This is a genomic window from Slackia sp. (genome assembly GCF_977041755.1).
Map to the genome: position 1 here is coordinate 17541 of NZ_CDRRGL010000010.1, position 14681 is coordinate 32221.

The window sequence follows — 14681 nt, forward strand, 5'->3', positions numbered from 1 at the left end:
GGGGCCGCTAGCCGCGGTAGACGTAATCGCCGACCTGGTACTTAGGCGGCACAACCGGGATCTGCAGATACGAATCGTACTGACCGCCGGTATGAATGACATGCATGCCGTCGCCGTTGTCGGTCTTATGGTTCATATCGGTGTCATGGAACCACTCGGTCTTGATGAAGCGACCAGCGATGACGATTTGAATCTTCTCGCCCTTGTGCCAGAAGCGGGAATGCGGATACATCTCCACGTCAACAGGAACGATCTCGCCCGGCTGCATGCGCTCTTCCTTCTCGTGCGAATGCACGGGCTGGAAATCGCTCGCGTACTTCGGGTCGAGGTCGCGGTGGCAGCAACGCAGGAAGCCCCATGCGCCACGGAACGGCGCGCCCATCACGCGAATCGGCACGTAGTTGCCGTCTTTATCGAGCTTGATGACCCACGGGAACAGGTCCATGTTGTCATACCCGCGGCACTCGACGTTGAGATGCAGCTTCATGTAGCCGGAAATCTCGGTATCCTCGGTGAATTGCATGGTGAACGTGGTGGTCTCGGTCTTCGGGTCGTACACCACTTCGCTTTCAGTCGAGCAAGGCTCATACGACGCGCTGCCATCGGCCGCGTTCAAGTAAATCTTGCGATACTCGGTGCGCTTGATGGGGAAGCTTTCCTCGGGACGTTTGTCGGCGTAGTCGTAATCGTAGCCATCCATGACATCCATGCGCACGCGCGGGGTCATTTCCCAACCATTGTGAATGCCCTTGCAATAGCGGTCGAAGAAGCGCTTGACGTCCTCGAGGTTCTCGGGCTTGTAGGAATCAGGCCACTCGAAGTCGCGGTGGGCGCGCATCCATTTCTTCGGGGAGCGAATGCGGCGGAAGCCCTCGAACGCGCCGCGCAGGTGATGGTGCACCCAGCCAGCGGTGACGTAGGTAGGAATGCGAATCTTGTTCCAGTCGACGATCTTGTCTTTGTAATAGGCATTCATCAGAGGATACTTGGCAACCATGCCCGGCGTATCCTCGATGTAGTTATTCACTGCGAGCGCCTGGATGATGTGCGTCTCGTAGTCGGGATTAGGAATGCCGCCGCAGAAATACGACTCGCGGTACAGGTCGCCTTGGCCTTCCCACGCGGCCAAGCATGCCAAATGCGGCGGACGGGTCGCAGCAATGCGCCAGTGAGCCATGCACACGCCCGAGTTGCCGATCATGGTCGCCTTGCCGTTGCACCATTCCTGCGCGGTAACCCACTCAATGAAGTCGTAGCCATCTTGCGCATCCTGGCTGCCCCACAGGTAAACATCGCCTTCGGAATTGCCGATGCCGCGCGGGTCAACGTTCGCGATTGCGTAGCCCTGACGACACCAATAGCCGGGGTCGGGAGCCTCGAACTTGGCGTACTGAGAAACCGTCTTCGGGGGCACGCCCATGAGCTGCCAAGAATCCATGCCTTCGGAGGGGTTCTTGCCAAATGGCGCGAAAACGCAGATGACAGGAACTTTCTCGGAGGTGTTCGCAGGACGATAAATATCGGCGTAAATAGTGGTGCCGTCGCGCAGCACACATGCCTGATCGCGCTCGCAGAGCACATCCTGCAGTTCGGTCATATAAGTGTGCGGCTGATACGGGGCGCAATAGCCCATGGTCGCAACCATTTCCCCGTCAGTCGCGCCGCCCTCTTCGGCAAGCTTGCGCTTGATTTCGTCAAGCTCTTCGCGCGTCTTGCCTGGGTTGCCCTTGGCGAAAGGAACCTCGAACTCTTCGTCGCCGAACTTCATCGTTTTCACGATTCCCGGCGCTTTTTCTTCAGCCATCGCCAAACTCCTTCCTTATGCCCAACGCCCCATTTTCCATAAGCGCTTTTCGCACTTCCGAAGCGTTTTCATAAGTCGAATTATGGCTTCCAACGTAAAAGAGTCATTGTTTTGACGCACAATTTATTGATCATTTGTCAGAACAAGAGCTGGTTGATTATTCATTTTTCAGCCCAAATAAAACGATTTTTTGCATAATAAAGACGCCTGAATTGCTGTATATTCTGCAATAACGTCTAGTAACATTCGAGAAACATGGGGACCGCATGGATATCGATGAACTTCTTTCTTTATTGGACTCCAATACAATTTACATCAAGAGTAATCCCTCATTGCATACCACGTTCAATGGTGCAACGCTGCTCTTCCGTCCTCTCCACATGGCGCTCGCCGATAAAGATGCCGTCATTTTCTGCCGCACCTCATATTTCAACGAGTTGCCCGCAAACCTCACCGAAGACCGCGCATTCTTTCTTTATGTCAACGAGCCGCTCAAACCCTTCCAGGGAAAACCGTTTCTCGCGCTGATGAAATCGGAGTCTGACTGGACGTCGAATTTCGAATTGCTTTCTGCCGAGTTTCGCGAACTGCAGCGCTGCAAAGACAAGATCCTCGAGCTCACGGCTCTCGTAAACAGAGGCGCCGCCTTGGAAACCCTTGTGAATGAGGCGTCCGAAATTGTCGGAACGCCCGCCTCCGTATTGGATAACTCTCTCTCGTTTTTGGCCGTGTCGTCGAATTTCCCGCCAGAAATCGCCCGCGGCGAAGAGAAAGGATCTGGCACGCTTCCCGAGGACGCCCTTCCCTTGCTTAAAGCAAAGGGCCTCGTCAATCCCAAAAAACCGTTTGATCTCGTTCGGTTTGACTACGATATTGGCAATGGCGTGCACACGAATTATTTCTCCCTCATCCACAGCCGGGACACGATCATTGGTTCAATCAGCTTCTTTACCAAAGAAAGCGAGCTGCGAAAAAGCCGCGTCGACATGATTCCCACCATCGCGCAAATATTGAGCATCCATATGCAGCGCAGCAACGCGTTTCTCCTGAACAAGTCGCTGTATTACGCGCATCTGTTCAAGAAATTACAAGAAGGCGAGATTGAACAGGACCGCGACCAAATTGCAAAGCGCTTTTCGGTGTTCGGCTATCAGCTGAAGAAGCACATGCATGTATTCTTCGTCGACCTTTCACGCGAATATTTGCCCGCCGAGCAGGCACAACCACTTGCGGAAAAGCTGCACCCGCATATTTACAACAGCATTTACACGCTTGACCACACGAGCATCACCTTCATATCGAGCAGCGACGCCATTGCGGAAGAGGGCGTTTGCGACATCGAAGCGCTTCTCAATGACATGCGCGGCACGAAATTGGATATTGGCATAAGCAGCATCTTCATCAACCCCGAACGCATGCCCTACCATACCGATGAGGCAAAACGGGCGCTTAAACTGGGGCGGCGGCTCAACCCCGACGCGCGCATTTACCCATTTTCGAAATACCGCCTGCTCGACTTGGCGAACAACGTCACCGATTTGAAGACGCTGTATTCCTACCGCTACCCGCCGCTCGTGCATGTGATTGACCTCGATCGCGAGAACAACACGCACCTCGCCTATACGCTTTACGAGTACCTGCAAGACCCAACGCACCCGCAAGCGGTCGCGGATAGGCTTTTCATTCATAAAAACACGCTCTATTGGAGGCTTGAGAAAATCCGCGGCATTATGGGCCGCGATTTCAAAGACGCCGAAACCATCGCGAATATTCAAATGACGTTTCACGTGCTGCGTATTCAGAACCGCTTCGACAAGCTCATTTTGCGGAAAGGTGAGGAATAAGGGCCTTGCGACGAGCGCGATAACACGCCTCGCATACGGCGGATCCATGCCGCAATATGCAAGGAAGCAAGTCCCGTTCAGCTCAAGCTTTTCGAAAAAACGCGCGAAGCGACAGGGCATTTTCGGCAATCAACGCAGCAACGCAGTTTTTCCTCTTACTGCGCCAACACGATTGCCGTGGCGATGTCGCTTTCGTTCGTGATGGAGACGAGCAGGCTTTCCACGCCCGCCTCTTCAAGAATCGGCTGCAGAGCGGCGTTTTTCTGAATCGTAGGACAGCCGTTTTCGTCATGGAGCGTTTCCACCTTGCGAAAGTCGAAACCGCCTTCACGCGTCAGATGGCCGAGCGCCTTGAAGCATGCCTCCTTCACAGCGAAGCGTCCCGCGAGAAACGAAGCCGCGTCGGGGCGATCCAACGCCTGGGCCACTTCCCTTTCCGTGAACGTATGGCGCACGAACGCGTTGTCGAAATCGTCGCACATGGCGCGCATTTCTTCGATATCAACCGAATCGATTCCGATGCCTTTGACCATGCGTGCCTCCAAGCCGTTTTCGTGCCCTAATGTCTTGAGCACCACTTTAACGCTCGTCAAGGAAATGAGCACAATGAAAAAGGCGACGGGGCCACACTAGAACGTCTGCCCTAACCCCTCGCCTTCTGAAGTCGCCCAACCATAGCCAGAGTCGCCGGTGGCTGCCGCGATCTTGCCATCTTTCGTTTCACCAGAACGCCGCAGCCGCAGAAGCGGGAGCGGGAGCGGCATACCGCGATATACGCTCTCGTGTCGTCCGCTCCCACTTGATTCGCATCGGGCTTGCTCGCGCACGCCACCAGACCGCCGACCGCCGCCGCCAACGACAGCCAAACAGATGCTCTCGCACAAAAATGCACGAAGTGCGTACCCTTGACCAACAATTCAGCTAAAGACGCGCGCACCCAAACAAAAACCCCAGGTCGCGATAGCCCATCAACAACGTTTAGCATCGTGTTTCGAAATAGGGTACGCACTTCGTGCGTTTTCATGCGAAAGTCGAACACACCCACGCATAGCAGACGGTTTTCTTGGCGCGGCTGGGCGCGCCAGATTAAAGCCTTAAGAACAAGAAAAAGAGAGCCCATACGGGCTCTCTCTGGGAGGGTTTATTCGGTTCGCGTCGGCGCTATTTCGCCAAATCTTTGCCGAGCAAGTAACCGTAGGTGATGCAACGGCCGTGGCTGTTGCCCGCAACGTTAATCGGGTAGTCAACGGCAGTGATATCGCCCATGCAATTGCCGAGCGCATACAGGCCCTCGATCGGCTTGCCATCAGCGTCGAGGCACTCAAAGTTAATGTCGGTCTTCAAGCCGCCAGTCACAGTGAGCAGTGCCGGACCAACCTTCAGCGCATAGAAGGGGCCTTCCTTGACCGGAGTCAGGAACACCGGCTTCTTGTAGTAGTCGGTATCTTCGCCAGCCTCGCACATGCCGTTGTAGCGCTCGACGGTCTTGGAAAGCGTGCTCGCGTCGCAGCCGATCTTCTTCGCGAGCTCTTCGATGGTATCGGCCTCGTAGGCAATGCCCTGCTCAATGTAGGCCGGAATCTGCGTCTTGAAGTACTCAGGCGCAAGGCTCAGGTCGCTGCCGTAGGGACGGAAGCTATCCCAGAACATGCCGCCGCCATAAGGAAGGCCCGCCACCAGGTCTTCCGGCCAATTCGCGTCGAAGACCGACCATGCCTCGCCGTTGGGCTGGCGATTGATCGCGAGAGACTTGCCCTGGACCCAGGTGTCTTCGCACATGAAACGCTCGCCGTTGTCGTTCACGAACAGGAAGGGGCCGTGAAACCAGCAGAACGCCTGGGGATGCATCATCGTGGGAAGCGGCAGGTCCTGCAGCTGGGCGCCAGCCCACATACCCATCTTGTGGCCATCGCCCGTGTTCGCGCCGACAGGAGTGTACTGGCTGCGCGGCTGGCCGTATTCGACGCAGATGGGCGCATACGCCTTGCACATCTCCAGGTTGCCGCCAATGTCGCCCGTGCACAGCACGACGCCCTTCGCGGCGTTGTATTGCACGTACTTGCCATCGGCTTCGCAGATGCAGCCAACAACCTTGTCGCCGTCTTTGACGAGCTGAACGGCAGGCGAATTGAACACGAACTCGGCGCCGGCCTTCACGGCATCGTTATACAGCACCTCAGCACCCACGAAACCGGTCGACTTCAGATCGCTGCCCTCGGGCTTCATGCACATATGGTAGCCAGGCTGTTCGGCATAAACATCATCATGGCTGTAGAACGCGCCCACCATCACGGCGCAACCGGCCGCCTCGGCCTTGTCGAGCAGCCAATTGGAAGCTTCTTCTGAATTGTTGAAGAACTTCACGATGAGGTCTTCGTTCGCACGGCTCGCGCACTGGGAAATCCAATGCTGCTTGGCGTTGACCTTGTCAACCTTAATGCCGAGCTGGTCCATGTAGCGCGAATTGATGGCGCCAAAACCGCCGCCGCGGCCCTGCCAGCTTTCGGTTTTCTCGACAACCGTCACCTTGCCGCCGTTCTCGGCCGCAGAGCATGCGCACGCGCAGCCGGAAAGGCCGGCGCCAATAACCAAAATGTCGGTATCGACCGTTTCGGCGATATCGCTAATGGGCTCGGGCACCTTCTCCCACTCGTACTGAGTAGTCGCATCGGCGGCACCCGCCGCTTCAGTTTTCTTGTCGGCGGACGGCGCGCAGCCCGCAAGGCCCGCACCCGCAGCGACGCTCGCAAGAGCGGCGCCCGTGAGGAAATTACGACGTGAGATTCCCTTAGTCATGGTTTCTCCCTCCTTGGTTTTCCGCGAGGCGTCCCTGCGCCCCGCCGCGGCCTCCCTGCCGCGATACGCCCACTATGCCGCCCAAAAACGCCCCTCCGCAACATCCGCTCGGGCCCATTTTTCAAGTTTTCGCATATGGGCCGTTTCGGCCCATAGGGCAATTTCCCAGGTCAGGCTATAATGCCGTGCGGGAGGAACTCATGGGATTCAAAGAGGGTATTCGCACCTGCGCAAAGCGCAGCATGCATCATTTCATCGGACTTGGCTTCTGGCAGGCATGGCAGATGGTCATGCTTTGTACAAGCGCCATTATTCCCGATGGAGGAGAAGGCGCGCGCCTGAAATCGATCGCGCTGTTCGCAACGACCGTAGGCTATTTGGTCGTCATTGCCGCCTACAAAATAAAGCCGGGTCTATCTTCGTCACCGAGAGCGCTTCTTGGAGCTGGCGTCACGATGGCCGCGGGGACGTTTCTCATGCTCTTCGTCGCCTTCATCAGCGACGCTGGATTGAAATTCGTTGCGCTTGCTTCCGCCCTCGCCCTTATGTCATGGGGCAATGCGGCGCTGCTCATTATGTGGGGCGAACTGTGGGAAACGCTGGCAACCGGCCGCGTTGGCCAGCACCTCTATCTGTCGTATGCGTTCGCATTCGTGCTGTTTTTCATCGCAATCGCGCTTCCCCATCCGATCAATGGGCTCTTCGCATGCCTGTTTCCACTTGCCTCATGCTTCATCTTGAAATCATGCGCGAGCGAACCGCGGCGTCGCCCCACTTCGGCGCCGCTTCGCCTCGAGGATGTGCCGTTCAAGCAGTTCATCGCCTTTATCGTGCTGCTGAGCACGCTCTGGGGCGTGAGCCAGAAAATCGCCCCGCAATTCATCACGCCAGTAAGCTCAACCTTTTTTCTGGCGGAAAGCATGTTCGTGGCGGGCATCGCCATTGCGGCACTTGCGGCGAACCTCGCGCTCACCTCGCCTGAGTCGGAATCGATCGCGCTTTACGAGCCCATCGCGCCCGCAATGGCGCTGGGCATTGTCGCGCTTGCCATTCTGCCCGAGCAATGGGCGCCAATTGGCAACGGCATTCTTACCATGGGCGTGTATTGCCTGGACATGTTCCTTATGCTCACCGCAACCGACTTGGCATTTCGAACAGGAATTTCGGCGGCTTTGCTTTTTGGCGGCACGGTAGTTGCCTCGCGTATCGGAACCACCGTCGGAACATTCTTCGCTAGTTTCGCGCTTGGCAACGAGCTTGATGACGTCGCGAAGCTTACCCTTGCGGTTATTTCGCTCGGCGTGATTGTGGCCGCGGCCACGCTGCTGTTCTCGAAAGCCGACCTCATGAAGATTTACGAAGCCCGCAACGCCCGCAACGTTTCTGCCACAGGAGGAAATTCCACCAGCCCAGTTTCAAGCGGCGGCAAAACACTAACTGCAACCAACGCTGGCCAAAACGAAAACGCCTCGAGCGCAACCGCTCTCGCTATGCCGCTTACTATTGAGGCCCAATGCGCCATCGTGGTCGACCGAGCCGGACTTACCGCACGCGAAGCCGAAGTGCTTGAGTTGCTCGTTCGCGGGCGCACCGTACAAGACATCTGCGACGAGCTCACCATCGCGAAAGGCACCGCCAAACATCATGTAAGCAACATTTACCGCAAGCTTGGCGTCGGCGACCGCCGCAGCCTCTACGACGTGGTTGAAAGCGCACGAGAATAAGGCTTGGCATCAAATTCCCCAGAACATTTTGCACAATTAAAGAACGCGACGCCACGCGCTGAACCACATCGCGCTTCGCAGAAGGGCCGCGAATCCCTTCGCGGCCCTTCGAACGATGACGACCCGTAGCATAGTGCCAGAGCAATCGACGAATACGGCAGCACCACGCGGCAGAAACCGCGAAATGCCTCCTATAACTCAAGATGCCTCGGCAGCGCGAGCCCAATTTCAAGGGCCGAATGCGGACAGGCATCCACGCACTTCCCACACAGCATGCAATCACCTGCCGCCACTCGGTCGGTCTCGCCGGCAAGCGCGGCATCCAAGATTTCGGGGTCGCACAGGCACGCCGCCTGGCATGCGCCGCAATGCACGCACAAACCATGGTCGACCTTCACGCTCGCCAAGCCTACGCAACCAAGCGTTTCATACATGCCGCCAAGAGGACACAACGCGCGGCACCACACGCGGCGCGCCCAGAACAGTTCCGCAAGCACGATCGCCGCCAGCGTGAAGACCCCCGCAAACGAGCCGAACAGCACGGCCTTATTCACGGCGCTTATGGGATTCACCAATTCGAACACAGGCACGCTGCATACTGCGGAAAGAGCAAGCACCGCCGCCGCGATCCCGACCTTCGCCTTGCGCGGAACCGCACGCTCGCGCACCGCAATGCCCAACTTGCCGCGAAGCCAATCAACAAACTCGCACAGCAGATTCACCGGACACGCCCAGCCGCAAAAGGCGCGCCCACGAACTACGCCGTAAGCCGCCAAAACAGGAAGCGCCCAGGCAAGACCGGCAAAAGCAACGTTTTTCGCCGCAGCTGCCACCTGGATCGCAGCGAATGGATCAAGCAAATCGAGTCCAAACAAGTGCGATGACGAGAGGCTCCCCCACCAAGCAAACCCACTCGGCGTCGCAAGCGGCTCCTCGGGAGAAGAAAAACCGAGTCCCAAAGCGCTCCAACCCGCAGCAAAAAGCGGAACGAAGAAAAGAATCGCTACGGCAATTTGGACCGCGCGGCGCGCAGTCGTCCAACGCCCCCTACGCTTCTTTGCCACGGTAAACCTACTTCCCCAAATTGTCGTCTTCGAAATTGGCGTAAACAAGATCGACGCCGCGGACCGCATCGATACTCACGAAATCACTCGCGATACGATGGCTTTCATCGATACCGTCGGCCTCCACGATCACCACCACTTTGCCTTGCTTTGCGTCGATGCCGTGCACCTCCACGCCATCGCGCGCAGAAAGCTCGGCAGCAACGACGTCGCACGCCTCGGGAGCGCATTCAACAATCAAACTTGAAATAGTCATCGGAATCCCCTCAAACATGACCCATCAATAGCTCAGCAATGAAGCGCCCCGTGCATTTCTCTCGCACGTTTCGGCTCCCCAGGTTCCAAGGTAACGCTAATCGTCCAAGCCTTCCTGCCCGGTTTCCACTTCGGCTTCTTCATAAGTTGCGTCATCGCCAAGCTTCTTGTTCGGGTCGACCGAATGGCAGCTGCGGCACTCATTGCGAATGGGGTCGAGCTCGAAAGTCGACGGGTCGTTGTTCACATAGTGGCCGTTCGGCATGGCAACCGCATTTTTGGCCGTAGGGTTGCCCTGCACGCTGGCGCCGTGGCATCGGTAGCATTTATATGCGGTGCGGTCGACGTACTTTTGATGCTGCGCCGGCATGAGCTTCGGCGTGGTCTCGGTGCCGGCAACCGCATCGGACGGCTCGGCCTGCTGGGCCGCGCAACCCGCGCATGCCACGCAACCAACAGCCAACACGACGGTCGCCGCTGCAACACCTACGCGCATTTTGAGATTCTTCATCATCGCTTCCTCCCTAGGCCTTCTTGATGCTGACACACGTCTTTTTGTAGTCGGTTTCCTTCGAAAGCGGGCAATAGTAGTCCTGCACAACCCGATTGATGAGCGTTTCGGCCGCAAAGAACGGCGCGAACACCATGCCCGAAGGGGGCTCCACGCGACCGGCGAGCGATACCTTGATTTGCATGGTTCCGTGGGGACTCGTGAGCTGTACCATGTCACCGTCGTTCACGCCAAGCGCGGCGGCATCGTCGGGATTCATCGACAGCAGTGCCTCGGGCAGCGCACGATCGAGCTCCTCGACACGGCGCGTCATGGTGCCGGTATGCCAGTGCTCGAGCAAACGGCCCGTGCAGAACCAGAATGGGAATTCCGCAGAAGGCTCCTGCGCTGGCGGCTCATACGGGCGGAAGACCACCGAAGGCTTGCGATCGGCGCTCTTGTACCAGCTCATACCGCCAGCAAGACCCTTATCGCCATACATCTCGATGCCAACCTCATCATAGCCGTCGGCTTGCTTGCCATTCGCAAAACGCCATTTCGTGGGGAGCCACTGCCCATCGACCTCGCGCACAGGCCAAGTAAGGCCATGATGCACCAGGTATTCGTCGTAAGGAGCAAGCTGCTTAGCTTCCATCTTGAGCTTCTTTTCAGCATTGATGGCAGCTGCACGTTCATTCAAATCGGGATTCGAAAACGTGCGGTACTCCTCCCAAATCGCACGATTAACTTCGCGCGAATCGCCATTGAAGTCGTCTTTACCAGCATCCCAAATGAAGCCGAACAAGCGAGTGAACGCATCTTCGCCGTCAATCGTTTCGCCTTCAAGCACGCGGCGCGCGACTTCGAGCAGCACCCACACGTCCCACTTGGCGTCGCCCACGGGCTCCACAGCCTTCTCGAATACCGAGGTACGGCGCTCCGCATTGCCGAACTGGCCCTCGCGCTCCACCCACATTGCTACGGGGAACACGACGTCGGCATACCGCGTCGTAAGCGTCGGGTATACCTCATTTACCGCAATGAACGTGTCGAAAATGCCCGTGTGTTCGCCATCTTCGCCCAAGAAACGCGTCAGATTCGGCAAAGACTGCGCCCAGTTGTTGTGCGCGCTCCACAGGAAATCGATGTTGCCTTTCGACATCTCGCGGAAGAGTTTAATCGTGTGATAACCAGGCGTTTTAATTTCGTCGAGGTAGCCTTCAGGCAAATTCCAAACAGCTTCGGTATAGCGACGATGCGCCTCGTTAGCCACCACGAGATCGGCCGGCAAGCGATGGCAAAACGTACCCACTTCGCGCGCCGTACCACACGCACTTGGCTGGCCGGTGAGTGAAAATGCCGTTGAACCTGGCTTGCCATACTTGCCGGAAAGCAGATGGATGTTATGCAGGTTGTGGTTCATCCACGTGCCACGATTATGCTGATTCACGCCCATGGTCCACAGGCTCATTACGCGCAAGTCGGGGTCGGCGAACACTTCGCACAAATCGGCGAGGTCCTCGACAGAAACACCCGAAAGCTCGCTCGTATACTCGAGCGTGTAGTCCGCCAGACGCGCGGCGTACTCCTCAAACGTGCATGAGGTGGTTTTGTCGACCGATTTGCCCAGGTCGCTTTTATCGTATCCGTCTTCCACCGCATTGCCGATGTCTTCGGTTCCCATTTTGAATTGCAGGTGGTCGCGCACGAAATCGGCATCGTATTTCTTATTCTGAATGAGGTAGTTCGCAACGCAATTCGCAATGGCCAAATCGGTGCCCGGACGGAACAGCAAAACCTTATCGGCGCTTGCCGAGGTTCGGGTTTTCATCGTAGTAATGTCGATATGACGAACGCTTTCATTCTGAAGCTTATGCGCAGTGAGTCGCGAATAGAGCATCGGATGCGCCTCTGCCATGTTGGCACCCCAGGTGATGAAAACGTCAGCGTTGTCGAGATCTTCATAGCAACCGGCGGGCTCATCGGTCTGGAACACGTTCATGAAGCCGACAACGGCGCTCGCCATGCACATGCGCGCATTCGGGTCGATATTGTTGGAAAGCAGGCCGGCCTTCCAGAATTTCGCGATAAGGTAGCCCTCCGTAATAGGCTGTTGGCCACTGCCCCAAAATGCCAGGCGACTCTTGTCCTTCTTCCACGTTTCGCGCAGCTTGGTCGACACGAGCTCGAGTGCCTCTTCCCAGCTTGCCTCACGCAGGCCGCTTTCGGTACCCTTGGTGCCCGCATCATCGCGAATAAGCGGCGTGGTGAGACGGTCTTTTCCGTACAAAATCTTGCCAAGGTAATAGCCCTTCACGCAGTTCAGGCCGCGATTCGATTGATTGTCGGGATCACCGGTGACTGCTGTGACCTTCCCGTCTTTCGTCTCGACCAGCACGCCGCATCCACACCCGCAGAAACGGCATACTGCGGTATGCGTTTGCGCATCGGCAGCGCCGGCCTGGTTCGCATCGGGCTTGCTGGCGCACGCCGCCAGGCTGCCGCCCGCCGCCGCCATCGCAGCAGCGACGGCCGAAGCCTTCACAAAATCGCGTCGAGTAACATCCATGGTTCCCACCTTCCCCTAGTAACGGTTCTTCCCTGTGATTCTTTCGAAAAGCGCTCTTCGGAAGCGCTCTGTTACCTTGCTCGGCTTATTTGTCGTAACTCAGCCGTCGTTGTTCCTTCAGCTTCGGCAATGCGCCCCGAGCCTTGGACAAAACCACATTCATCGCATGCGGCCCTGCACGCCAAAGGCACCGAGACGAAAGCATTGGCCGACGAAGAAGCATCGACTTTTATCCCTTCCAAGGGTTCGATACTTGCTTTGCCTGCTCTTCGTCGATGCGGCGACGGGCTTCGTCGTAATCGCGCACAATCCCAATCGCGACCTCGGGCTCGCTTACCACGCAACGCTGCACGCACAAACCGCAGCCAACGCATTTCTCGAGGTCGATTAAGGGCTCGAATACGGCGTGAATCGCATCGCCCTCGCGCACGGAAGCGTCAATGGTGATAGCCGAATCGATGAAGGGGCACGCGCGATAGCACACCTCGCACCGCATTCCCTGCACGGCAATGCACAGATCGCGTTTTATTACCGCGCACCCCATGCGCACCTCGCTGCGCTCACCCACGGGATGCAGCGCCTCGGTAGGACATGCGGCAATGCAAGGGAAATCGGCGCATAGGCGGCACGCTTGGGCGCGCGCGTCAATCATGGGCGTTCCCGCCTCGGAGCCCAACGGCCCCTTCACCATGCGAATCGCCTGATAAGGGCACGCTTCCAAACAGCGCCCGCATTTAATGCAGCGCGCACGGAAATCATCCTCATCCTTCGCTCCCGGCGGACGCAGAAGCCCTTCCGCATCGCCGACAAAGCAAGATGCAGCGCCACCGGCAGCCAGTCCGGCCGCAGCAATCGCACCAAACGTCGTTGTGTTCATTTCCCCACCCCCTGTGGCCATAAAGCCTGATGGGTGAATTATTCGACAGAAATCTTCCCGCCAAAAGGGATGATTCGCGCTATATTTATAGGGACGATTCCACGAATTCGAGCGCCGCGCGGGCGCGCGATGGGGACGCTTGACCAATTGAGGGGTGGCGGCGATGATTTCGCTTGATCAGAATTCGAAAAGCCCGCTTTACATGCAGATTTACGAATCCATTCGGCATGACATCACCGAAAACGCGCTGAAGCCGGGCGAAAAGCTCATGCCCATTCGCAAGCTTTCGGAAAGCCTCGGCGTTTCGCGCAATACCGTGGAAAACGCGTATGCGCAGCTTTTGGCAGAAGGGTACGTGACGAGCCGCAGCGGATCGGGATATGCGGTGTGCGACGTGGACTTTTCGCCTATTTCCGCCGAGAGCGCCGTCGACGACGCGCGAGGTGGCGACATCCCTAGCGCGCACCTGCATGACGCGATTGGCCCGGTCGGCCCCACCCTTTCAGAAAACATCGCGCGCCCCATCGAATTCGACTTCACCTATGGCGACCGGCCACGCGGCAGCTTCCCCGAAGTCGTGTGGCGCAAGCTCACGAGCGATGCGCTGTTTTCGGTCGACAGCAAGGCGAACGCATACGGTGATGGACTGGGCGAGATGGAGCTGCGCGCCGAAATCGCGCGGCGCATCCATGCGACTCGCGGCGTAAATTGCGAGCCTGAGCAGGTTGTTTTGCAAGCGGGCACGCAGGCAGCCCTTGGCAATCTGCTCGATTTGTTCGACCCCATGCGCGACGGCGTCGCCATCGAAAACCCCGGATACGACGGAGCCATGGCAGTGTTTCGCAATCGGGGCTTCCGCATTACGCCGCTGCCCGTTTCCCTTGGCTCAAGCGAAGAAGACCAGGACGCTTTCGTCTCGAGCCTGCGCACAAGCGGCGCGAAACTCGCTTTCTGCACGCCATCGAACCAATTTCCGCTCAGCATGACCATGCCGCTTTCGATGCGCGTGCGCCTTATTGAGTGGGCGGCCGGGCGCGACGGCTACATTCTGGAAGACGACTACTGCCGCGAATTCCGCTACACCGAACGGCCCATTCCCAGTCTGCAGTCGCTCGACACGCGCAATCGCGTGGTGTACTTGGGCACCTTTTCGAAGGTGCTCACGCCAGCGCTGCGCATGAGCTATTTGATTTTGCCGCCGCAGCTGCTCGACCGCTGGCGCGAGAAGTTCGCGCGGCATTATAGCCCCGTGCCGTGG

Annotated in this window: 11 protein-coding genes; 3 read left to right on the plus strand and 8 right to left on the minus strand. The window is 57.4% G+C overall.

The annotated features are described in order from the left end of the window. Positions 1–7: 7 nt before the first annotated feature. Positions 8–1804, minus strand: a complete 1797-nt coding sequence (locus ACWI8T_RS01975; protein ID WP_449137758.1) for a CocE/NonD family hydrolase — start codon at positions 1802–1804, stop codon at positions 8–10. Positions 1805–2070: 266 nt separating this feature from the next. Here ACWI8T_RS01975 and ACWI8T_RS01980 point away from each other — a divergent pair, with 266 nt between their 5' ends. After that, positions 2071–3648: a PucR family transcriptional regulator gene (locus tag ACWI8T_RS01980; protein WP_449137759.1), complete on the plus strand. Its 1578-nt coding sequence runs from the start codon at positions 2071–2073 to the stop codon at positions 3646–3648. A gap of 155 nt (positions 3649–3803) precedes the next feature. Here ACWI8T_RS01980 and acpS read toward each other — a convergent pair whose 3' ends face one another. Beyond that, positions 3804–4181, minus strand: coding sequence for a holo-ACP synthase (acpS, locus tag ACWI8T_RS01985; RefSeq protein WP_449137760.1), 378 nt, complete (start codon positions 4179–4181; stop codon positions 3804–3806). A gap of 628 nt (positions 4182–4809) precedes the next feature. Further along, positions 4810–6444 carry an FAD-dependent oxidoreductase gene (locus ACWI8T_RS01990; protein ID WP_449137761.1) on the minus strand — a complete coding sequence of 545 codons (1635 nt, stop codon included), beginning with the start codon at positions 6442–6444 and terminating at the stop codon, positions 4810–4812. 200 nt (positions 6445–6644) lie between these two features. Here ACWI8T_RS01990 and ACWI8T_RS01995 point away from each other — a divergent pair, with 200 nt between their 5' ends. Next, positions 6645–8168, plus strand: coding sequence for a LuxR C-terminal-related transcriptional regulator (locus ACWI8T_RS01995; protein WP_449137762.1), 1524 nt, complete (start codon positions 6645–6647; stop codon positions 8166–8168). Between the two features lie 191 nt (positions 8169–8359). Here the strand turns inward: ACWI8T_RS01995 and ACWI8T_RS02000 are convergent, their stop codons facing one another. From ACWI8T_RS02000 to ACWI8T_RS02020, 5 genes are all read right to left on the minus strand, one after another. Further along, a complete protein-coding gene (locus ACWI8T_RS02000) occupies positions 8360–9232 on the minus strand; it encodes a 4Fe-4S binding protein (protein ID WP_449137763.1) in 873 nt (290 codons plus the stop codon). 7 nt (positions 9233–9239) lie between these two features. Continuing rightward, positions 9240–9488 carry a chaperone NapD gene (locus ACWI8T_RS02005; RefSeq protein WP_449137764.1) on the minus strand — a complete coding sequence of 83 codons (249 nt, stop codon included), beginning with the start codon at positions 9486–9488 and terminating at the stop codon, positions 9240–9242. A gap of 96 nt (positions 9489–9584) precedes the next feature. Next, positions 9585–9998, minus strand: a complete 414-nt coding sequence (locus ACWI8T_RS02010) for a hypothetical protein (RefSeq protein WP_449137765.1) — start codon at positions 9996–9998, stop codon at positions 9585–9587. Positions 9999–10011: 13 nt separating this feature from the next. Further along, the gene (napA, locus tag ACWI8T_RS02015) at positions 10012–12546 is read right to left on the minus strand and encodes a nitrate reductase catalytic subunit NapA (protein ID WP_449137766.1); all 2535 of its coding nucleotides are present in this window, start codon (positions 12544–12546) and stop codon (positions 10012–10014) included. Positions 12547–12775: 229 nt separating this feature from the next. Further along, positions 12776–13423 (minus strand): 4Fe-4S dicluster domain-containing protein, encoded by a 648-nt coding sequence (locus tag ACWI8T_RS02020; RefSeq protein WP_449137767.1) that lies wholly within the window; start codon positions 13421–13423, stop codon positions 12776–12778. 163 nt (positions 13424–13586) lie between these two features. Between ACWI8T_RS02020 and pdxR the strand changes: the two genes are divergently transcribed. Beyond that, the coding region (gene pdxR / locus ACWI8T_RS02025) for a MocR-like pyridoxine biosynthesis transcription factor PdxR (protein ID WP_449137768.1) at positions 13587–14681 on the plus strand (1095 nt) is incomplete at its 3' end.